The organism is Pseudomonas sp. BN607, assembly GCF_029871175.1.
In the GTDB taxonomy this organism is placed as follows: domain Bacteria; phylum Pseudomonadota; class Gammaproteobacteria; order Pseudomonadales; family Pseudomonadaceae; genus Aquipseudomonas.
Genome location: NZ_SSOE01000053.1, coordinates 58084 through 78947, shown reverse-complemented (window position 1 = coordinate 78947; position 20864 = coordinate 58084). Strand labels below are relative to the sequence as shown.

Genomic DNA, 20864 nt, shown 5'->3' with positions numbered 1-20864 from the left:
CCGTTGGTCAATCCTGCTGAACCCGCGCTGCCCTTTGTGAGTCGCACTTTCAGAGCGACCGAACAAGGAACCGGCAATGAGGGCGGCAGCGTGAGTGATATCCGCATCGGTATCTCCGGGTGGCGTTATGGCCCCTGGCGCAAGGATTTCTACCCCAAAGGCCTGCGCCAGGATGACGAACTGGCGTTCGCTTCGCGGGCGGTGAACAGCATCGAGATAAATGGCTCGTTCTACAGCCTGCAAACCCCCGAGCGCTATCTGGGCTGGCGTGACGAAACACCAGAGGGTTTCGTGTTTGCAGTGAAGGGGCCGCGCTACATTACCCATGTGCGGCGGTTGAAGGACATCGAGGAGCCCGTCGCCAATTTCTTTGCCTCGGGGCCGCTGTTGCTAGGCAACAAGCTCGGCCCGTTCCTGTGGCAGTTTCCGCCGAACATGAAGTTCGATGAGGCGCGCTTTGCCCGGTTCCTGGCGTTGTTGCCGCGTAATCGCCAGGCCGCCCGCGAGTGTGCCCAGGGCTGCGCCGAGCGCCTGAAGGGCAATGGCGGCTTGGCGATCAAAGGCAACGCGCGCTTGCGCCACGCCGTGGAGGTCCGCCACGAAAGCTTCGTCTGCGAAGCCTTTGTCAAATTGCTGCGCAAGCATCAGGTGGCATTGGTGGTGGCCGACAGCGCTGGCAAGTGGCCCTATGTCGAGGACGTGACCGCCGACTTCGTCTACATGCGCCTGCATGGGGATGTGGAGCTGTACAGCAGCGGCTATACCGCTCGTGCGTTGCGGCGCTGGAAGGAGCGCATCCAGCATTGGAGCCGGGGTAGCCAAGTGGAAGATGCCCGCTTGATCGTGCCCGGGCCGCCACCTAGGCGCGCCGCGCGTGATGTTTACTGCTATTTCGACAATGACCAGAAAGTGCATGCGCCCTACGACGCCCGGCGGCTGCTGCAGAAGCTGTCGCTGGACCATGAACTGATGACTGAGCCTGGCGTGGTGCCGGAGGTGGCCCTGTGAACCAGACCCTCCCCGCCCCGCGCCGCACCATCGACAAGGTCACCGCCGTACGCCGGCTCAATGTGTTGACCCTGAACGTGCACAAGGGCTTCACCTTCTTCAACCGGCGCTTCATCCTGCCTGAACTGCGCGAGGCCGTGCGCGCCACCGGCGCTGATTTGGTGTTCTTGCAAGAAGTGCACGGCAGCCACCAGCAACACGCCCTGCGGCACCCAGCCTGGCCGGAAACACCGCAGTACGAGTTCCTTGCCGACAGCATGTGGCCGCAGTTCGCCTATGGGCGTAATGCGGTGTACCCACACGGTGACCACGGCAACGCGCTGCTGTCGAAGTTTCCGATTACCCGCTTCAACAACCTCGATGTTTCAGTACAGGGTAACGAGCAGCGCGGCTTGCTGCATTGCCGGCTGGACGTACCCGGCCATGACCAGGTGCATGCAGTGTGCGTGCACCTGGGCCTGCGCGAGGCCCACCGGCAAAGCCAGGTGAAGCTGCTGCTCGATCTGCTGGCCAGCTTGCCGCCCGAAGCCCCCGTCATCATTGCCGGGGATTTCAATGACTGGCGGCTGAAGGCGGACGCGCTGCTCAGCCAGCACCTGGTCGAAGCGTTCGGCGCATGTTCCGGCACCCCCGCGCGGAGTTTTCCGGCGCGCTTGCCGCTGTTGCGCCTGGACCGCATCTACCTGCGCAACGCCGTACCCGACAATGCCAAGGTGTTGTCCACGTATCCGTGGTCGCACCTTTCCGACCACGCCCCATTGGCCGCGGAGATAAACCTGTGAACCGACCTTGGGTAGATGGCAACAACGTGGAGCTGTTGATCAACGGCGAACAATATTACCCCCGGGTGTTCGAGGCCATGGCCCAGGCACGGGAAGAGATTCTGCTGGAAACGTTCATCATCTTCGATGACAAGGTCGGTCGGCAGCTACAGCAGGTGTTGATAGACGCGGCGCGCCGAGGCGTGCGGGTCGAGGTGGCCGTGGATGGCTACGGCACCGCTGACTTGCCCGAAGCCTTCATCGCGGCGATGACCGATGCCGGCGTCAGCTTCCATGCCTTCGATCCGCAACCGCGGCTGGTGGGCATGCGTACCAATCTGTTTCGTCGCCTGCACCGCAAAATCGTGGTGGTTGACGGTGAACGGGCATTCATCGGTGGTATCAACTACAGCGCCGACCATCTGGGTGACTTTGGCGCCATGGCCAAGCAGGACTACGCCGTGGAAGTCACAGGCCCGGTGGTGGCGCAGGTGCACGCCGCCAGCAAGCGCCTGATGTCGCCGGTCCTGCAGCCGCCCAGCGCCGTAAGGCCGGTCACTGAGCCGGCTGGCGCCAGCAGCGCCGTACTGGTCGAGCGCGACAACGGGGTACGCAGTACCGATATCGAGGCTCATTACCTGCAGGCATTTCGCGCCGCCAAGCAGCGCATCGTGGTAGCCAATGCCTATTTCTTCCCGGGTTATCGCCTGATGCGGGAACTGCGCAACGCGGCCCGGCGTGGCGTGGAGGTGCGGCTGATCCTGCAAGGCCAGCCAGACATGCGCTGGGTCCGCGCGCTGTCGCGGCTGTTGTACAACTACCTGTTGCGCGACGGTGTGGCCATTCACGAGTACTGCGAGCGGCCCTTGCACGGCAAGGTTGCCCTGGTGGACGACCAGTGGGCCACCGTCGGCTCCAGCAACCTGGACCCGCTGAGCTTGTCGTTCAACCTGGAGGCCAACCTGTTCATCCGCGACCCCGCATTCAACCAGCAACTGCACGAGCATCTGCAAGCCCTGGCTAGCAAGCAGTGCAAGCCGGTCACACTGGAACGCATGATCCGCGGCTACTGGTGGCGGGCACCGCTGATCTTCGTGTGCTTCCATGTAATCCGCCACTTCCCGCGCATTGCCGGCTGGTTCCCGGCGCACCGTCAGCGTTTGCGCTCGGTGCAACCAGAGGCGTCGTCCCAGGGCGATTTGCATGAGGGCAATACCTGATGGCGCGCAAAGCTTGGCAAACCTGGGGCAAACGCCTGCTCACACTGGCCTTTCTGGTCTTCATTCCGGTGCTGTTATACCTGTTGGCGCGTAACCTGGACTGGAATGAGGTACGTCAGTCCTTGCTGGCGTACAAGCCCGGGACGCTGGCCATAGGCCTTGCAATCGCCCTGTGCAGCTACCTGACCTTCGCCAGCTACGACTTGCTGGCGCGGGCGTATACCGGGCACCACCTGCCGGCAAGGCAAGTATTGCCCATTGCTTTTGTCTGCTATGCCTTCAACCTCAACTTCACCACCTGGGTAGGCGGTGTTGCCTTGCGCTACCGGCTTTACAGCCGCCTGGGCCTGGATACGCCGACCATTACCCGCATCCTTACCTTGGGCCTGCTGACCAACTGGATGGGCTACATGCTGCTGGCCGGTACTGTGTTTGCCTTGGGTTTGGTCGAGCTGCCCAGCAGCTGGGCGGTGGGCGCCACCGGTCTGCGCCTGATCGGTTTGGTGTTGCTGGCTGTTGCCACGGGTTACCTGCTAGCCTGTGGCCTGGCCAAAAAACGGACCTGGCGCTGGCGTGACCATGAAGTGACGCTGCCCTCGTTGCGACTGGCGCTGTGCCAAGTGGCACTGGGTGCCAGCAACTGGGCCCTGATGGCGTTGCTGATCTTCTGGCTACTGCCGGCAGACGCGTTCTACCCCTCGATTCTGGGCATTTTGCTGATCAGCTGTGTGGCAGGCGTGGTCGCCCATATCCCGGCGGGGCTGGGGGTGCTTGAAGCGGTCTTCCTCGCCCTGCTGCACGGGCAAATGGCCCAAGGCACCTTGGTGGCTGCGCTGTTGGGCTACCGCACGCTGTACTACCTGCTGCCGCTGCTGCTGGCGGTGGTTACCTACCTGATCCTGGAAAAGCGCGCCAAGGCCATGCGCCGGCGCGACAAGCCCGCCCAGACCTGACAAGGGCCATTGGCCCGGGAGGTGGCAAGTGCGTATTCGAGTGATGCTGTTGATGGTTGCCAGCCTGGCCAGCGGCCAGGCCTTGGCCGAAGCCTGCAACGTACTGACCCGCTCCTCCAGCGACGCGGTAACGCCAGTTGAGCGGCACACCTGCTACAGCTACAGCAACCTGCCCGCCGAAGCGATCAACTGGTCATGCAGCAACGAGAGCAAAGACATGCTCAACAGCGAGAAGCACAAGGTTGCGCGATGTGCCGATGGCAGTGTCGGCAGCTGTATTGCGCCACTGACCCAGGAAGCGCTGGCCAACCCCAAGGCTACCGGCGGTGAGCAACCCGCGATGCCCAAGGATGCCCGGGTGATCACCTACTATTACGACACCCCCAGCCTCGGCCAGGCCCGCACCGATTGCGAACGCAACAACGGCATCTGGCAAACCCATTGATCTGGCATGCCAATCGCTGTCAGGCGCCGTGTGCTGCGAAGAGGCCGGTCAAGCCAACGACCTTCCCTGGCAATAATGGCGTCATCGCAGCGCAAGGCAGCGTGCTACAGCGCACTCGTTTGCCCTGAGCACCAGGAGGCTTCAGGGCGAAATCGGATCGCTCGCCGGAAACGTTTCATCCAGCGCATTGTCCACGGCACTCTCCCCCGGCTTTTCACCGCAATGGCAATCCCCCATCCGGCACGCTTCACCATGGCGATGCCCGCTCGCGCAGGCTTCGCAGCAGTAGGCCTTGCCGTCGCGCTGCAAGGCATTGGCATCTACGCTGCAGGAACAGTGCGCACACGCGCAACGCTGCTCGTTCATGGCTTGCCCTCCTCTTCATCGATCACGTCATCGGTCCACGGTTCGCCATCCAGCGGTGCAGACCGTGCCAGCTCCGCCTCGTCCAGGCCGATCCCGCCACCAATCTCGTCGGCATCCACTCGCCGCAGCACTTGGTCTGCCGGGCCGCCGCTGCCTCCCGGCTCGTGCGGGTCGCGGGCGCCGGTTTCGTCCAGCAGGGTGTCCGGGCTCAGGTCGTCATAGGTGACGTTGTCCTCATGCAGGCTGTCGCTTAACGCCTCGCCCCCGGTCATGCCACTTTCAGCTACGCGCCGTGGCGGGAATTCGCGGGCGACCTCGTCGGCGGGGCGAAGGTCACCCACGCGCCCTTCGCGCTCGTCCAGGCGCTCGTCGAAGTCCAGCTCATGGACGCTGCCCATGCGGTCTTCAGTGTCGTCGATTTCACTGGGGGTGTAGGGCTTCGGTTCATCTGCTCTGGCCATGTGCGTTCTCCTTCAGGTGGCTTCATGTGGTCGACTGCGTCGCACTGCAGAAGATTCAGAGTTTTTTGAACTACCCGCCGGGCCATTGCCTCCCATTTCTACAGATTGTGATTCGCCCGGAGCCCGCCATGGCCAAGCCCCTGCAGGAATACGCGCGCAAGCGCGACTTCAACGCAACGCCCGAGCCCAGCGGCAAGCGCGGTCGGGGCAAGCGGGCTCACGCGCTGCAATTTTGCATTCAGAAACACGACGCCAGTCACCTGCACTACGACTTCCGCCTGGAGCTCGACGGCACGCTTAAAAGCTGGGCGATCCCCAAGGGCCCTTCACTGGACCCCAAGGTCCGCCGCTTGGCCGTACACGTCGAGGACCACCCACTGGACTACGCCGACTTCGAGGGCCATATACCCGAAGGCCATTATGGCGCCGGGGATGTCATCGTCTGGGATCGTGGTATCTGGGAGCCGGAAGGCGATGCGCGGGAGGCCTATGCCAAGGGCAAGCTGCGCTTTCGCCTGCAAGGCGAAAAGCTCAGTGGCGTGTGGAACTTGTTTCGCACACACCTGGCCGGCAAGAAAGAGCAATGGATGCTGGTGAAATCGCACGATAGCCAGGCCCGTAGCGAAGCCGATTACAGTATTGTCGAGGCCCAGCCCGACAGCGTACTCAGCGACCGCACGCTGGTCCCACGCAAAACTGCCAACACGGCAGCAGCCACACCGCGGGCCAGCCGTAAACGCGCTGGTAATGCCCGCAAGGCGGTACTCCCGGCACAGCTGCAGCCACAACTGGCCACCCTGGTGGATTCGCCCCCCAGTGGCGACTGGCGCTACGAGGTCAAGTTCGACGGCTACCGGATCCTCGCCCGCATAGACGGCGAAGACATCCGCCTGTTCACCCGCAACGGCCATGACTGGAGCAGCAAGATGCCTGGCCAGGTCGCTGCCCTGCGCGCGCTTGGCATCGACTCGGCCTGGCTCGACGGTGAAATGGTCGTGGCTGACGAACATGGCGCCGCAGATTTCCAGGCGTTGCAGAACGCCTTTGACACCCAGCATGACGAGAACATGACCTATTACCTGTTCGACCTGCCCTTCCTCGGCGGCCAGGACCTGCGCCAACGGCCGTTGCAGGACCGCCGTGAAGCCCTTCGGCGTTTGCTGGAACACAACGAATCGGAGCTTCTCAAGTACTCCGATGACTTCGACCAGCCCGTCGAGTCGTTGCTCGACAGCGCTTGCCGGCTGGCGCTTGAAGGCCTGATCGGCAAACGTGCCGACAGCCCTTACAGCGGTCGCCGCAGCTCCGATTGGGTCAAACTCAAGTGCAAGCAGCGCCAGGAGTTCGTGATCGTCGGCTACACCGACCCGAAAGGCAGCCGCAGTGGCTTCGGTGCCCTGTTGCTGGCCTTGCACGACAACGACACTGGCGAGCTGCGTTATGCCGGCAAGGTGGGCACCGGGTTCAGTGCCACCACCCTGGCCACCATCCATGCCCGGCTAACACCACTGGAAACCACCGGGCCAGCCCTGTCCAGGCCACCCACTGGTGCCGAAGCCCGTGGCGTGCATTGGCTGCAGCCCCAACTGCTGGCCGAAGTGGCCTATGCCCAGATGACCCGGGACGGCATCGTGCGCCATGCGGTGTTCCACGGCCTGCGTGATGACAAGCCGCCAACTGCCATTGACCTGGAGCGCGCCATGCCCGCCAAGACCGTAGCCAAACGCAAGCAGGCCAAGGCGCCTGATACGTTGGGCGAACTGCGCCTGACCCACCCCGACCGGGTGATCGACGCCACTAGCGGGGTAACCAAGCGCGAGGTGGCCGAATACTACGCCGCCGTCAGCCCGTACCTCATGCCCCAGCTCAAGCATCGGCCGGTAGCGCTGGTGCGTGCCCCAGACGGCTTGGCCGGCGAGCTGTTCTTTCAGAAAAACGCGGAGCAGCTGCACATACCCCACGTGCTCAACTACGAGAAGGCCGAGGCCGGCCAGGCAGCGATGGTCATCAATCGAGCCGACACGCTGCTCGGCGCGGTGCAGATGAACATGCTCGAACTGCACACCTGGAACGCCACCGACAAGGATTTCGACAAGCCCGACCGCTTTGTGCTCGACCTGGACCCTGACCCCGCACTGCCGTGGAAGGCCATGCTGGAGGCGACCCAGCTCACGCTCACCCTGCTCGATGAACTGGGTTTGCAGGTGTTTCTGAAAACCAGCGGCGGCAAAGGCATGCATGTAGTCGTGCCGTTGACCCGGCGGGCGGGCTGGGACGAGGTCAAGGATTTCAGTCACGCCATCGTCAAACACCTGGCCGGGCTTTTCCCAGAGCGCCTGAGTGCGGTGTCGGGGCCAAAGAACCGGGTCGGGCGGATTTTCATCGACTACCTGCGCAACGGCAAGGGCGCAACCACGGCATGCGCTTATTCCTTGCGGGCCCGAGACGGCTTGCCGGTGTCGGTGCCGATCTGGCGCGAGGAACTGCCCAAGATCAAGGCGGCCAACCAGTGGAACATCGCCAATCTGCACGAGCGCCTGGCAGAGGTCGAAGACCCCTGGGCGGACATGAGCAAGGTGCGCCAGTCCATTACCGCCCGCATGCGCAGGCAACTGGGGCTCGAATGATGGCCATGACCCGGGAGATACGCCCATGAGCATCGTCCAGGACTTCAACCTGACCACCCTTGACCGCTTGCTACGTACCTTCAGCGAACGCCTGCAACCGCTCAACCTCGACACCCAGCTACCGCAACTGATCCAGGCGCTGCAGGCGGATCACCTCGATCTGCTGCCCTTGCCAGGGCAAGGCAACACCTTGCGCCGCTGGCAGACCTTGGCGCGGGTGGCCGGCTGCGACCTGGCACTGGCCAAGCTCTACGAGGGCCACACCGATGCTTTGGCGATTCTCGCTGAATGTGGCGCGGCCCATCAGGCTGAAGACGGCATCTGGGGGGTATGGGCCGCTGAGCCACCCGATGCGCGGGCCTACATCACGGCGCGGGACGGCGACCAGGTCCGCTTGGGTGGCCGAAAAGCCTGGTGTTCAGGTGCCTTGCAGATCGACCGCGCGCTGATCACGGCATGGGATGAGGCTGAGCGACCGCAACTGGTGGCCATTGAATTGTCGCAACCCAGTCAAGGGTTGAACATCGAACATTGGCAGGCCGTTGGCATGGCTACCACCGCCAGCGTCGAAGTGGCGTTCAATGATACGCCTGGCACGCTTGTCGGCAAGCCCGGGCAATACCTCGCACGGCCCGGCTTCTGGCAAGGTGGTGCCGGCATCGCCGCCTGCTGGTACGGTGCGGCCGAGGCGCTGGCGGATTATTTACGTGAGCACTGCCGCAAGCCGCGCCCCGACCCGCATGCCGATGCGCACCTGGGCGCGGTGGATGCTGCCTTGTACGGCGCCCGGGCGGCACTGCGCGAATGCGCCGCCTGGATCGATCGACAGCCCGGCGTGGATGCCAGTTTCGAGGTACGCCGTACCCGCGCTCAGGTCGAGCAGGCTGTTGAGCAAGTCATCAGCCATGTTGGCCGTGCCTTGGGCGCCACCCCTTTCTGCCGCAGCAGCCATTTTGCCCGGCTGAGCGCCGACCTGCCGGTATTCCTGCGTCAGAGCCATGCCGAGCGCGACCTGGCAGTGTTGGGCCAACAGCTGGCCCAAGTGCCTGCAGGAGCCTGGCAGCTATGAGTGCGAACCTGATCCAGTCCACCCGCGGCACGCCTTGGGCAGCCTGGCAGCAGGCCGCGCATCTGGCGCGCGCCACCTGGTTAGATCCGCGTCAACTCTGCCCGCCGGGGCGCCGGCTGGTAATGATCGCGCCGCATCCGGATGACGAAATTCTCATGGCGGGTGGGTTGTTGGCGGGTTTCAAGGGACGCGAGCAAGACCTGATGCTGATTTCCGCGACTGACGGTGAAGGCAGCCACCCTGGCTCCAGCCACTGGACCGAGCACCGCTTGCGCCGCCAGCGCCCCCTGGAGAGCCGACAGGCCCTGAAACAGCTGGGCCTGGACCCCAACCGCCTGGACTGGCGGCGGCTGCATCTAAAGGACGGCCAGTTGCCGCGTGAAGAAGCCTTTCTGGTCAGCCATCTCACCCAGTTGCTACGCCCTGGGGACCTGTTGATGGCCACCTGGCGAGGCGATGGCCATTGCGATCACGAGGCCGTAGGCCGAGCTGCCGCGCACGCAGCGCAGGCCCGCCAGGTGCAACTGGCCGAAGTGCCGGTATGGGCCTGGCACTGGGCACAACCCGACGACCCTCGCCTGCCCTGGCCCCGCGCGCACCGCCTGCAACTGGATGAAACCCGGGTGGCGGACAAGCGCAAGGCACTGAATGCGCATACCAGCCAACTGGAGGCAGACGGTGACCAGCCGCCCGTGCTCCCACCGCACCTACTGGATTGCCTGTTACAACCTTTCGAACTGGTGTTCCTGTGAATGGAGTTGTCATGAGCCTCAGCCCACAATATTTTGCCGACCTTTACGCCACCAGCGAGGACCCTTGGGCCTTCCGCACCCGCTGGTACGAGAAGCGCAAGCGCGAACTGGTCATGGCCTGCTTGCCGCGCCAGTGCTACCAGCGCGTGTTCGAGCCAGCCTGCGCCAATGGCGAACTCAGTGCGTTGCTGGCCGAACGCTGCGCAGAACTGCTGTGCCAGGACCTCGACCCCACCGCCGCGCGCCTGGCCCGCGAGCGCCTGGCAGAGGTGCGCAATGCTTCGGTGGAACTGGCCCGGCTACCGGCTGACTGGCCGGGCGGGCGCTTCGACCTGATCGTGCTCAGCGAAGTAGGCTACTACCTGGACTCCACCGACTGGCTGCAGGTGATCGAACAATCAGTGGCCAGCCTGACCTACGATGGCGCGCTGCTGGTCTGCCACTGGAAGCACCCCATTGCCGGTTGCCCGCAGGACGGCCGCGAAGTGCACCGCATGCTCGCCCGGCACCTGCCGTTGTATCAGCAGTTGAAGCACGAGGAGGCGGACTTCGTGCTGGAATACTGGTCGTGCCAGCCAAGCGTGGTCGACCTCGACGAGACATGCCCATGATTGCCGTCGTCATTCCGGCGCACAACGAGGCGCGCCGCTTGGGCCGGTGCTTGCGGGCGGTGCTGATTGCCGCGTCGCAGGCGCAGCAGGCGGGGCATCGGGTGGAAGTGCTGGTGGTGTTGGATCGCTGCAGCGATGGCAGTGCGGCCGTGGCGCGGCGCTTCGGCGTGCAGGTGCTGGCCGTGGATGCGGGAAATGTGGGCATGGCCCGGCGGGTGGGTGCCGCGCACATGGTCGAGCGCGGCGCGCAGTGGTTGGCGTGCACCGATGCCGACAGCCGTGTGCCGGCGCACTGGTTGGTGTCCCAGCTGGGCTGTAGCGCCGAGGTGGTTTGCGGCACGGTGCATGTGGAATATTGGCAGCCGTGGCAGACCGCGGCGTTGCGCAAGTTGTACCAAAGCCGCTACGCGGCCTGCGAAGGCCACCGGCATGTGCACGGGGCCAACCTGGGCATCTGCGCGGACGCCTACCAGCGCGTGGGCGGTTTTCAGCCCTTGGCGGCCCACGAAGATGTGCAACTGGTCAGCGACCTGCAGGCCAGTGGCGCGCAGATCGTCTGGACCGCCAGGCACAGCGTGGTGACCAGCAGCCGGCGAGACAGCCGTGCCCGGGAGGGTTTCGGCGATTATCTCGAAGGATTACAGGCGCACCTCCAGTGATGCCCACAGGTCAGCCGGAGCGCAAGGCGCCCCGGTAATCGCCCGGGGACTAGGAGGCCTTGCGGGCCTTCTTCGCCGGTTTCTTGCCACCGAGGCTGCGCTTGAGCAGTTCGGTGAGGTCGAGGATATCCGCACCTTTGTCCGAGCCACCCGCTTCGCCCTTCTCCACGGTCTCGATCTTGCCCTTGCTGGCCTTCTCTTCCACCAGATCCATGATGGTCTGGCGGAAAGCGTCATGGTAATTCTCGGGCTGCCAGGACCCGCTCATGTCCTCCACCAGTCGCTTGGCCATGTCCAGCTCGCGCTTCTCCACCTTGGTGTCGGTCACGCTACTGTCCAGTTCCAACGACTCCAGCCCGCGCACTTCGTCCGGCCAGCGCAGGGTAATCATCACCAGCGCATCTTCCAGCGGCCGCAGCAGCGCCAGGTGCTGGCGGGTGTGCAGCACCACGGTGGCCAGCGCCACCTTGCCGGTCTTTTGCAATGTTTCGCGGAGCAAGGCATACACCTTGCCCCCACGCCGGTCGGGGGTCAGGTAGTACGGCGTATCGAAATGCTGTAGCGGGATCTCGCTGGCGTCGACGAAGGAAAAGATATCGATCGTTTGCGTCGCTTCGGGCCGGGCCTTGCGGATTTCTTCCTCGCTGATCACCACATAGCGGCCTTTCTCGAACTCCACGCCTTTGACGATGTTGTCCTTGTCGATGTCCTTGCCGCTCACCTTGTTGATCCGTTTGTAGCCCACTGGCTCCATGCTGCGCTTGTCGAGCCAGTCGAAATCCACACGCTCGCTGCGTACGGCGGTATTGAGGGCTACGGGGATATGCACGAGGCCAAAGCTAATGGCGCCTTTCCAGATTGCACGAGCCATGACGCTGCTCCAGGGTTGCCTGCCGATACCAGAAGTGACTGCGGCAAGCCACGAAGGTTTAGCTGCCCTGCCCTACGGCAACGCCGCCCGTGATCAAACCTGGCTGAACAGCACCCGCCTGAACGCTTCGGCCGCCAGATGCACCTGCACCGCCCAGTCCCCTGCCGCCTCGCTGCCGGCATCGTCGGAAATGTATTTCAGGCACACGAACGGAATGCCTTCGCCGCGTGCGATCAACGCCAGCACATAGGCTTCCATGTCCACCACGTCATAAGGGGCGTCGCCATGGTTGACCTCGAAGCTGTCGCCGCTGCCGCAGGTCTCCAAGGCCAGGCCAGGAATGGCCGCGCCGTGTTCCAGCACCACCGGAATGTCCGACAGCGGCGTCTCGTAACGGGCAAAGCCCAAAGGCGTCACATCCATGTCGCGCTGCACGAAACGGTTGCAGCACACCACCGAACCCTTACCGTGGCGCTGGCTGCCAGCAGAGCCCAAATTGACGATCAGCCTGGGCTTGTGGACCGCGATGGCCTTGGTCAGGGCGATGGCAGCATTGACCTTGCCGATACCGGTGAACACGGTGTTGAGTGCCTGGAAAACATCGCCTGCTTCGGCTTCGAGGGCGAAGACGAACAATGTGTCATCCAGGGAAATGTCGGGGAATTGCTTGATCAGCATCATGGAGCAGGTGTTTCCGAATGGCTGCAATGGGCGCGGTCATTGTCGGCCAACGCCGCCTAATTGCAAGCCCCGGCGGCCACCACGGCGTGCAGTGCCTGCGCCTTGCCCAGCCCGTCAGCGCCGGCCTGTGCCAGGCACTGCAACTGCAGGTCGGCATGAGTGCCATTGCGCAGCAGTTCACGGGCATGCTGGCAGGCGCGCTCGGCGTCGGCGCTATCGATGGGAACCTGCTCCTGCAACTGGGCCAGCCAGCCCTCGGCTGTGACCGGCTGCTGCTCGTGCGTGCCGATGAACTGCCCACGGCGCCCATGACGCATTGCGCGCCAATAATTTTCTTGGGCAACCCAACGCAACTCGCGGTTGCAGGCGGCCGGTTGATGACGGTGGTTGATGCTGTGCTCCACCAGGTGGCGGAAAAGTGCGGCGATGCATAAGGCATCTTCCAGGTGAGGGCAGCCATCGCAAATGCGCAATTCAACCGTCGGGTAGCGTCGCGAGGGGCGAATCGCCCACCAGAAATCGCCCTTCTCTGCCATCGCACCTGTGCGTTGCAACAGTGCGCGGTAACGTTGGTATGCGCCCCAGTCCGGCAGCGCTTCGGGCAAGCCCATGTGCGGCCACTCCCCGCAAATTACCCGGCGATAGCTCATATAGCCGGTGCTCCGACCCTGCCATAAAGGTGATGAGGTACTCAGCACCAGCAACAGCGGGAGCCAGCCCAGCAACCGGTTGATCAGCTGCATGCGGTCGCAGCCGGGCCCTACGCCCACGTGCACATGCAGGCCATTGAGCAAGCTACGCCGCGCCACGTGGCCGTAGTCATCGAACAACTGCTGGTAGTGGGCCGATGCAGCAGGCCGCTGTCTTAGCCAGTCGGCATTGGGGTGGCTGGCTGCGGCGTACAGCCCCAAACCCTCCTCGGCCAATGCCGAGCGCAGCGCGCAGCGGCCGTGCTGGAAGAATTCGCGCGCCTCGTACAGGTTGGCGAACACTGGCGATGCAACCTCGATCTGGCTACGGAACATTTCCTGGGCAAAATACTGCCCCATCACTTCGCGACAGCGGCCGATCAGCGTTGGCGAGGGCGCGGCCTTTACGCGTCCGGAGGCCAAGCTGACGAGCAGGTATTCTTCCTCGATACCGAACGTACAGCGCTCAACCATGGTGCTCAGCCGATACGGGTAACGGTGAGCGCAACGGCAGCGATGCGTTCGACCTGCTCATAGCCGCGCTCGGCCAGTTGCTCGCCGAACACGTCCGGGTCGACTTCGCGATACACCCACGACCAATCAGGCCCGGCCAGGCGCAGGCGGATGGCTTCAAGCAAGGCGTCACGCCCATCGACCACCGCCACGCCGGTATACAACAGCAACGACCCGCCTGGGCTGAGCCGTTCACGTGCTTGTTCGACGATACGCAGGGACAGCTCGGCCCCCAGGGTGCCACCGCCATGCCGGTAGGTCCGCTCGCCAGCATCGAGCATGTAGGGGGGATTGGCGACGATCAGGTCGAATGTGCCAGTAACGCCGTCGAGCAAGTTACTGGGCTCCACGGACACATTGCTCACGCCCGCCAATGCTGCGTTTAGGGCGGTATAGCGCAGCGCCAACGGGTTGATGTCCACGGCACTGACTTGGGCATGTTGCGCGCCGCGGGCAATCAGCAAGGCGCCGATACCGGTACCACAGCCAATATCGACCGCATGCTCTACGCGCTTGGGACTGGTTTGCATATGCGCGTGAATGACTTGGGCAAAGCGGTAGCTGTCCGGGCCAAAAAACACCGCGTCTGTGGCGTCAGTCGGATAGGCTGAATGCACGAGCAACAAATCATCCAGCGTGGACCAGCGCACTGTGCTTCGCAACAGGTCGCCCTGCGCGGCAAGCACCCCGGCACGCTGTAACTGGCCCAGTTCATCGCTGGAGACAAGCCCGGGAGCGAACGGCCGACTCCAGCCGAATACATCGCGCAGCGTATGTGCATGCTGGCCTGCACGGCGAGCAATGACGCGGGCATGGGTGGCAGGTGTCACACAGGTAAACCGATAACCATCGGCGCGCAGCCGCTTGCCCAGTTGCAGTAGTGCCTGGTCGGTCGCGAGTTGCTGCGGGTCAAGCATCATCAGCGAGCGCCCTCCTGAATCATACCTGTGGCACGCAGGTAGGCACGGGTAGCACGCAGACCTTCAGGCGCCGCGTGCCGATTGCCGGACATCCTTTCGATCAGGTTATCGATATCAGGCTCGGCGCTTTCGTCAGACATCTCGTCAGGCGTTAGCGCGACTTCCCAGCTGCCGGGCAGCACTCGCCTGATGCGCGACTGCCAGCCTGCCGCAATCCAGTCGTGCCACAGCTGTTTTTCATAGGGGGTAAACACCCCGTACATGGGTGCGGACGGGCCTTCCACAAGCTTCCACCAACGGCTCTGGGCCGGGTCTTCACCGCGGCGAATCCAGCCTTGTGCCTGCAACGCTTGCAGAAACCGTGGCATGGCGCCAGGTTCGGCCAACCACTGGTTGATCGTGCGCCCCTGCAGCCGGCAGCGGTCAGAGTGCATGAACTGGCCAAATGGGCGCTTGTGCTCCAAGGCCTGAATCAACGCCGCCTCAAGATCGAAGCAGCTGATCAGGTGCGGTGTGTCGATGCCCAGATCATTCAAGCGATACCCCAGCCGCACGCGCCGATAAAAGCCGCGAGGGTCGTCGGCCGGGCAGAGCTGGCGCAGGGCCTGGATCGAGAGGTAGGCGTGGCCGCTGGCGGCGTTGTCGATGGTGGCGTGCAATTGAAAATACTGGCCATCGATACCCAGTTCGGCGAGCTCGTAGGTAGTAATCAGTAAATGCAGTGGCGGCTGCTCGTAGCCGAGGTTGTAGCCGATCACCTCTGGCAGGAACTGGTCACCGTAGAGCCCAAGTGCAAGTTGTACCGAACCTTGTAGATAGCGGTCGTCCTCGAGCTGCAACTGCTCCAGGCAGCCCAGCCGGCTCATCAGGCGTTGGTAGATCAGCACATGGTTGCAGCGTGGGTCGCCACTGCCAAGCTCTTCGAGATAAGTGCGAATCAGGCCGTGGTAGCGTGGGTCATGCCAATGGCGCAGTGCACTATGTAGCCATGCACCATCCACTGCCTTGGTCGGCGCTACTTGCTGCAAAAACCACAACGCCTGGGCGCGCGTTGCAAAATACCGGCGCGGTTCGCCTTGGTGGCGCTCCTCAAGGTAGGCAGCATAAGCTAGCGCTACGTCTGCGGCGTGACGGGCACTCCAGGCTTCAAGATGCGCGGGGTTGGCAGGCAGGTCATCCGGCAGGTGCCTGGCCTGCTTCAGCTGTTCGTTCAACCACTCGACGCTGACCCTGTCACTGCCTTCAAGCAACGCGTCATAGCGCTGCTGCAGGCCTGGCCCATTTGGCGTGGCCGATACCATCGCAGCAGTCTTGCGGGTCATGACCGTCATGCCGAGTTCCTCATGCACGTTTACTGGCTGGGTTTCTGCCCAGGCATCGGTTCAGGATCGGGTGCAGGTTGTGGGGCGGGCTTGTCGTCGGGTTGCTGCATCTGCAGGGACGGCTTGCTGGGGTCGGCATCCTTGGCCGGGTGGTCGTTATCGCGGTCAAAACAGCCGCCAAGCAAGGTAAGGGCGCCCATCAGGGCTAGCAGGGGTGTCAATCGCATACTGTCCTCCAGCGCGGGAAATTGCAGTGCCGGTTACCCGGCACTGCATGGCCTCACTTACGAGCGGCCGCCTTTGCGGCTTGATTCACTGCTCTGGCTGCCACCGGAGTGCTGGCCGCCTTTACGGCCTGCCTCGGAGGCTTTTTCGCGGTCATTAGCAAAGTTGCCTGGGTTTTTGGTACCGCCCTGGCTGCCTTGTTGATTGCCGGTACGGCTGTTCTCTTTGTTGGCCATGGTCGCAAACCTCATATGACTTCGGAGTGCACGGCTTGACTGCCGTACACTTGTTCGGAGTTCGCACATATGGCGGGATTCGTTTTATTGCGAAGGGTTCGGACCGGTGGCATTAAATAAGCGGCCACGCCATATTTGGTGCGCTGTTCAGTCGCGCGACTGGCTGTCAAGGCGCGCCTGACGACGGCCAAGCCAGCCGCCGGTAGCGGCCCAGCCCAGGGCCAGAAACGCACCGATGAACATTGCCAACTGGGGGTGATCGCCCAGCACGTCCAGGGCACGCTTGACCCAGCCGCTGAGGGCGTCTGCGCCCCGGTAGACCACGGTGTCGATGAAGTTCTTGGCTTTGTACTTGTCCTCGGTAGGCAGCACGGTGAACAGCATCTCGCGCCCCGGCCGCACCAGCGCGTATTCCCCGGCGCGGCGTACCACCATCACCACCACGAACACGGCAAACACCGGGGCCAGTGCCAGCCACAGGAAGCCCGCGGTCATTACCAGTGGTACCGCGACCAGCAAAACCCCTACCCCCAACCGCCGGGCCAGGCGCCCGGTAAGAAACACCTGGGTCAGGATGGCCAGGGCCTGTACCACGCTGTCGATCAGGCCGAAAACCTGGGTTTGCCGGGTGCGGTCGGTGAAGGTTTCGCTGACGATGCGCGCCTGCTCGAAATACAGGAAAGTACTGACGCTGGCCAGCAGCACCACGAACAGACCAATGCCCAGCAGATAAGGCGAACGCGCTACCGCGGTTGCCCCGGCGAAGGGGTTGCCGCCCAAGGGCCGCGAGTCGGGGCGCAGGGCTTGCTCCGGCAATGGTTGCCGCGCACGCCAGCGTTGCAGGAACAGCGCCGCGCCGATACTGCCAAGCAGAAAGGCCGCCGCCAGGAGCAGCAGCCCGGCATGGCCCAACGGCGCCACCAGCAGGGTGCCAAGAATGGGGCCGCTGAGCCCGCCCAGACTTGCCCCGGCCGCCAGCAAGCCGAACAGGCGCTTGCCTTGGGCCGTGGAAAACAGGTCGGCCAGCACGCTCCAGGCCAGCGAGATGGTCAGCAGATTGAACACCGACAGCCATATGTAGAATGCCCGGGCGGTCCACAGGTCATCCGCCTCGCGGGAAAACAGCCCGGCGAACAACAGCAGGTTGCTGGCGAAAAAACCATAGGTCCACGGCAGGATATACCGGCGTTGTACCCGCGACGCCAGCCAGCCGAACAGCGGCAAGCACGCCAGCGTGGCGATGAAGGTACCACTGAACAGCCATTGCAGGTTCTCCACGCCACCGGCAACGCCCATGGTCTCGCGCACCGGGCGCAACATGAAGTAGCCGGTGAACAACAGGTAGAACAGCAGCAAGCCGGCGACTACCGCCGCACCCTCGCCGGGCTGAATGTTCAGCCCGTGCTCAAGGCGCCGCCGCCAGGCTGTCATCGGGTCACGCGAACTGCTTGATCAGCGCCTGCTGCTGCGCCGGGGTGAGCATCGGCCCTTGCCCGGCCTTGAGCTGGTCAAGCTGGCGGTCGGGCCGACCGGTGGCAGGGATGACCGTGGTTACTGCAGGGTGGCTGATGGCGAACTTGAGAAACAGTTGCGCCCAGCTGCCGATGCCCATTTCGGCGGCCCAGCCGGGCAATGCCTGGTCCTTGACCCGAGCGAACAAGCGGCCGTCGTCGAAAGCCCGGTTGATCAGTACCGCGACGCCCTTGTCCTGGCACAGCGGCAGCAGTTCGCGGGCCGCGTCGGGCGCATTGACCGAGTAATTGATCTGGATGAAGTCCAGCGGCTCGTTACGCACGATACGGGCGACTTGGTCATGGCCACTGTTCAGGTAGTGGGTGATCCCGACATAACGGGTCTTGCCCTGCTGCTTCAGCTCGCGGGCATAGGGCAGCTGGGTCTGCCAGTCGCGCAGGTTGTGGATTTGCAGCAGGTCGACCTTGTCGGTACGCAGGCGCCGGAGGCTGTCGGCCCACTGCGCCTGGGCGTCGGCCGGGCTGTCGGCAGCGATTTTGGTGGCAATGAAGCACTGCTGGTGCCAGCCACCCTCCTCCAGCAACTGGCCCAGAATGCTGTCGGCGCCGCCGTAGTTCGGCGAGGTATCGATCACCCGGCCCCCGCCTTCGAAAAACGCCTTGAGCACCGCTTTCAATTGCTGGTAAGCGGCCGAGCCGGCGGGTACCTCGAAGCTACCGGACGTACCAGCGCCAATCACCGGCAAAGCTTCACCCGTGGACGGCACCTTGCGGGTCAGCAACGCCGCCGGTGTGGCGGCGTACAGCCAAGGGGTCGCAGCCAGCAGGCCCAAGGTGGCACCGGCGCGTAGGACATCACGACGTGCGTACATGGAAAAGCTCCCGTCATGAATCGGAAACTTTCAAGGCTAGCCGCTCTATTCCGCGCCGCTGTGGGTTTATGTATCTGAATGTTTATTGATCAGGCCTGAAGCAGCTGGCTCAGGTCGACAGCTGCCTCGCCCATGGGTGGACACCAGTAATAGCCACCGGTCAATGGACGGCTGAAGCGGTAGAGGCCATCGATGATGCCGTCCTCCAGGCCGCTCATCCGCCGCAGTTGCACTTCGAACGCATCGAAGCTGTGGCCCAGGGCCACGAACGCCAGGCCGGCGCCGCGCTGGTCGGCCCAGGACACCGAACGACGGACCATGAACGCCTCGGGTTCGAAGCTTTCCTGCGCAGTGCGCTTGACGTGGGCGGACTCTGGGGCGTCTTCGAGTTCTTCGTTGTCGCTCAGGCGGCGGCCGATGATGTTGTCCTGGTCAGCCTGGGGCAGCGACTTGAAGTACTCCAGGTCGTGTTTCCACAGCTGGAATGCGGCGAAGCTGGAGCCATCGGCGGCAATGGCCGCCTGCTCGGCGTCTTCATCCACCGGGTTTTCGGTGCCGTCTTCATAGCCAGTCAAGTCACGGCCGCCACGGTGGAGGAAGCCCTCGACGCTGTCGGCCAGGCGCAGGGCTGGTGCCAGCGTGTGCTCCAGGGCCTGGGCGCGCAACAGCAGGTCGCCCCGCTCGTTACCGCGCAGCCACAGCCACAGGGCGTGTTGCGTGCTTGGGTTCTCCACTGCGGCATCCAGCAGCGGGAAAACCCGCAAGCCTGGGACATCACGGCCCAGGGCCCTGGCCAGCGGCGCACCGATGCCGAGGATCAGCTGTAGGCCATCTACCTGCGGCAGCAAGGCATCCAGGGCGGCAGGCAACGCTTCGGGCGACTGCAGGGAGAAGAACAGGTGGCGGGCGTGGGCCGGCACCGGTTTGGCAAGCAGACCTTGCTGGAACGGCATGACAGGCTAATCCTTGGTAAAAACGCGAATGCTACTGTGCCAGCAGGCCTGCCGCAACGCGGCGTACGGCCTCATTGGTCGCTGTGGTTGGTAACAACTGGTTACCAAGAGCTGGCCATTTGCGATTAGCACTGAATCAGCGGCGACCTACACTGCTCGGGATACTTCGTCCGAGAGTCCGCTCATGACCGCCTCGCCACTGCTCACCGCTGTACTGCCGCTTGCCTTGGGCATCATCATGCTCGGCCTTGGCTTGTCGCTGACCTTGGCCGACTTCGCGCGCGTGGCCAAGTATCCTAAACCTGTGGTGGTGGGCCTGGCCTGTCAGATCCTGCTGCTGCCGCTGGTGTGCTTCCTGATCGCCAGCGGCTTCGGTCTGGCGCCGGCCCTGGCAGTGGGGATGATGCTGCTGGCCGCCTCGCCGGGGGGGACCACGGCCAACCTGTTCAGCCACCTGGCCCAGGGTGACGTGGCGTTGAACATCACCCTGACGGCGGTCAATTCGCTGATCGCGATCCTGACCATGCCGCTGCTGGTGAACCTGTCGCTGGGCTGGTTCATGGCCTCGGACCAGGCCATCCCGCTGCAGTTCGCCAAGGTCATGCAGGTGTTCGCGATTGTGCTGCTGCCCGTGGCGCTGGGCATGCTGGTTCGCCATTTCGCCCCTGGGTTTGCCGCACGGATGGAAAAACCGATGAAGCTGGTAGCAGCGCTGTTCCTGGCCTTTACCATCGTCCTCGCCCTGGCCAAGGACTGGCAGACTGTCGTCGAGTACGCACCGGTGGTGGGGCTGGCGGCTTTGCTGTTCAACCTGCTGAGCCTGACGGTCGGCTACTGGGTGCCGCGCTTGCTGCACATTCCCAAGCGCCAGGCCATCGCCATCGGCATGGAGATTGGCATTCACAACGGGACGCTGGCGATTGCCCTGGCGTTGAGCCCTTCGTTGCTGAACAACCCGACCATGGCGGTGCCGGCGGCGCTTTACAGCCTGATCATGTTCTTCACCGCCGCTGTGTTCGGCTGGTGGGTCTGCCGTGGGCATGCGGCGGCGCAGCCAAAGGTTGAAACCCTCAATTGACGTTGCTGGTTACCCGGTGGAAGCAACTGTCTTGCTCAATTTCTAGAATCTAGCGCAATCCCTGTGGGAGCGGGCTTGTCCCGCGAACACGGGCGAAGCC

General features: G+C 63.6%; 23 protein-coding genes. 11 read left to right on the top strand and 12 right to left on the bottom strand.

The features are described from left to right. Window positions 1-90 precede the first annotated feature (90 nt). The 5 genes from E8E68_RS12440 to E8E68_RS12420 are packed head-to-tail and all read left to right on the top strand — an operon-like array spanning window position 91 to window position 4387. Window positions 91-1008 carry a DUF72 domain-containing protein gene (locus E8E68_RS12440; protein ID WP_280341834.1) on the top strand — a complete coding sequence of 306 codons (918 nt, stop codon included), beginning with the start codon at window positions 91-93 and terminating at the stop codon, window positions 1006-1008. After that, window positions 1005-1790, top strand: a complete 786-nt coding sequence (locus tag E8E68_RS12435) for an endonuclease/exonuclease/phosphatase family protein (protein WP_266029252.1) — start codon at window positions 1005-1007, stop codon at window positions 1788-1790. The genes E8E68_RS12440 and E8E68_RS12435 overlap by 4 nt, the downstream gene beginning before the upstream one ends. Beyond that, the gene (gene clsB / locus E8E68_RS12430) at window positions 1787-2989 is read left to right on the top strand and encodes a cardiolipin synthase ClsB (protein WP_266029253.1); all 1203 of its coding nucleotides are present in this window, start codon (window positions 1787-1789) and stop codon (window positions 2987-2989) included. Before E8E68_RS12435 ends, clsB begins: the two co-directional genes overlap by 4 nt. After that, on the top strand, window positions 2989-3942 hold the full coding sequence (locus E8E68_RS12425) for a lysylphosphatidylglycerol synthase domain-containing protein (RefSeq protein WP_280341831.1): 954 nt from the start codon (window positions 2989-2991) through the stop codon (window positions 3940-3942). Before clsB ends, E8E68_RS12425 begins: the two co-directional genes overlap by 1 nt. A gap of 28 nt (window positions 3943-3970) precedes the next feature. Further along, entirely contained in the window at window positions 3971-4387 is a 417-nt protein-coding gene (locus E8E68_RS12420; RefSeq protein ID WP_266029255.1) for a hypothetical protein, read from the top strand. A gap of 141 nt (window positions 4388-4528) precedes the next feature. Here the strand turns inward: E8E68_RS12420 and E8E68_RS12415 are convergent, their stop codons facing one another. Both E8E68_RS12415 and E8E68_RS12410 read right to left on the bottom strand, forming a co-directional pair. Beyond that, window positions 4529-4753 carry a metallothionein gene (locus tag E8E68_RS12415; RefSeq protein WP_110745396.1) on the bottom strand — a complete coding sequence of 75 codons (225 nt, stop codon included), beginning with the start codon at window positions 4751-4753 and terminating at the stop codon, window positions 4529-4531. Further along, complete coding sequence (locus tag E8E68_RS12410) at window positions 4750-5214, bottom strand: phosphotransferase system, HPr-related protein (protein WP_110745397.1); 465 nt, start codon at window positions 5212-5214, stop codon at window positions 4750-4752. The genes E8E68_RS12415 and E8E68_RS12410 overlap by 4 nt, the downstream gene beginning before the upstream one ends. Window positions 5215-5342: 128 nt before the next feature. Here E8E68_RS12410 and ligD point away from each other — a divergent pair, with 128 nt between their 5' ends. Genes ligD through E8E68_RS12385 form a run of 5 tightly spaced genes read left to right on the top strand, consistent with a single transcriptional unit; the run spans window position 5343 to window position 10932 of the window. Next, window positions 5343-7841 (top strand): DNA ligase D, encoded by a 2499-nt coding sequence (gene ligD, locus E8E68_RS12405; RefSeq protein WP_280341827.1) that lies wholly within the window; start codon window positions 5343-5345, stop codon window positions 7839-7841. Between the two features lie 25 nt (window positions 7842-7866). Continuing rightward, window positions 7867-8910, top strand: a complete 1044-nt coding sequence (locus tag E8E68_RS12400; RefSeq protein WP_110745399.1) for an acyl-CoA dehydrogenase family protein — start codon at window positions 7867-7869, stop codon at window positions 8908-8910. Next, window positions 8907-9662 carry a PIG-L family deacetylase gene (locus tag E8E68_RS12395; protein ID WP_266029258.1) on the top strand — a complete coding sequence of 252 codons (756 nt, stop codon included), beginning with the start codon at window positions 8907-8909 and terminating at the stop codon, window positions 9660-9662. Before E8E68_RS12400 ends, E8E68_RS12395 begins: the two co-directional genes overlap by 4 nt. Before the next feature lie 11 nt (window positions 9663-9673). Further along, window positions 9674-10273, top strand: a complete 600-nt coding sequence (locus E8E68_RS12390; protein WP_266029259.1) for an SAM-dependent methyltransferase — start codon at window positions 9674-9676, stop codon at window positions 10271-10273. Beyond that, window positions 10270-10932, top strand: a complete 663-nt coding sequence (locus E8E68_RS12385) for a glycosyltransferase (RefSeq protein ID WP_266029260.1) — start codon at window positions 10270-10272, stop codon at window positions 10930-10932. The genes E8E68_RS12390 and E8E68_RS12385 overlap by 4 nt, the downstream gene beginning before the upstream one ends. A 49-nt stretch (window positions 10933-10981) precedes the next feature. Here E8E68_RS12385 and E8E68_RS12380 read toward each other — a convergent pair whose 3' ends face one another. From E8E68_RS12380 to E8E68_RS12335, 10 genes are all read right to left on the bottom strand, one after another. Beyond that, the gene (locus E8E68_RS12380; RefSeq protein WP_266029261.1) at window positions 10982-11803 is read right to left on the bottom strand and encodes a Ku protein; all 822 of its coding nucleotides are present in this window, start codon (window positions 11801-11803) and stop codon (window positions 10982-10984) included. Window positions 11804-11896: 93 nt separating this feature from the next. Continuing rightward, window positions 11897-12484 carry a nucleosidase gene (locus tag E8E68_RS12375; RefSeq protein ID WP_110745404.1) on the bottom strand — a complete coding sequence of 196 codons (588 nt, stop codon included), beginning with the start codon at window positions 12482-12484 and terminating at the stop codon, window positions 11897-11899. A gap of 56 nt (window positions 12485-12540) precedes the next feature. Then, window positions 12541-13647: a carboxylate-amine ligase gene (locus tag E8E68_RS12370; protein ID WP_266029263.1), complete on the bottom strand. Its 1107-nt coding sequence runs from the start codon at window positions 13645-13647 to the stop codon at window positions 12541-12543. Window positions 13648-13652: 5 nt separating this feature from the next. Next, the gene (locus tag E8E68_RS12365) at window positions 13653-14606 is read right to left on the bottom strand and encodes a class I SAM-dependent methyltransferase (RefSeq protein WP_280341818.1); all 954 of its coding nucleotides are present in this window, start codon (window positions 14604-14606) and stop codon (window positions 13653-13655) included. Further along, complete coding sequence (locus E8E68_RS12360) at window positions 14606-15937, bottom strand: iron-containing redox enzyme family protein (protein WP_280341816.1); 1332 nt, start codon at window positions 15935-15937, stop codon at window positions 14606-14608. The genes E8E68_RS12365 and E8E68_RS12360 overlap by 1 nt, the downstream gene beginning before the upstream one ends. 20 nt (window positions 15938-15957) lie before the next feature. Then, window positions 15958-16155, bottom strand: coding sequence for a hypothetical protein (locus E8E68_RS12355; protein ID WP_110745408.1), 198 nt, complete (start codon window positions 16153-16155; stop codon window positions 15958-15960). Window positions 16156-16212: 57 nt separating this feature from the next. Continuing rightward, on the bottom strand, window positions 16213-16389 hold the full coding sequence (locus E8E68_RS12350) for a KGG domain-containing protein (RefSeq protein ID WP_110745409.1): 177 nt from the start codon (window positions 16387-16389) through the stop codon (window positions 16213-16215). A 147-nt stretch (window positions 16390-16536) separates the two neighbouring features. Beyond that, complete coding sequence (locus E8E68_RS12345; protein ID WP_266029266.1) at window positions 16537-17820, bottom strand: MFS transporter; 1284 nt, start codon at window positions 17818-17820, stop codon at window positions 16537-16539. A 4-nt stretch (window positions 17821-17824) separates the two neighbouring features. Beyond that, a complete protein-coding gene (locus tag E8E68_RS12340; protein WP_266029267.1) occupies window positions 17825-18733 on the bottom strand; it encodes an aldo/keto reductase in 909 nt (302 codons plus the stop codon). 89 nt (window positions 18734-18822) lie between these two features. Further along, complete coding sequence (locus tag E8E68_RS12335; protein WP_110745412.1) at window positions 18823-19686, bottom strand: Dyp-type peroxidase; 864 nt, start codon at window positions 19684-19686, stop codon at window positions 18823-18825. Window positions 19687-19870: 184 nt separating this feature from the next. On the opposite strand from E8E68_RS12335, the gene E8E68_RS12330 reads away from it, so the two are divergent. Further along, complete coding sequence (locus tag E8E68_RS12330; protein ID WP_280341807.1) at window positions 19871-20764, top strand: bile acid:sodium symporter family protein; 894 nt, start codon at window positions 19871-19873, stop codon at window positions 20762-20764. The last annotated feature ends 100 nt before the right edge of the window (window positions 20765-20864 follow it).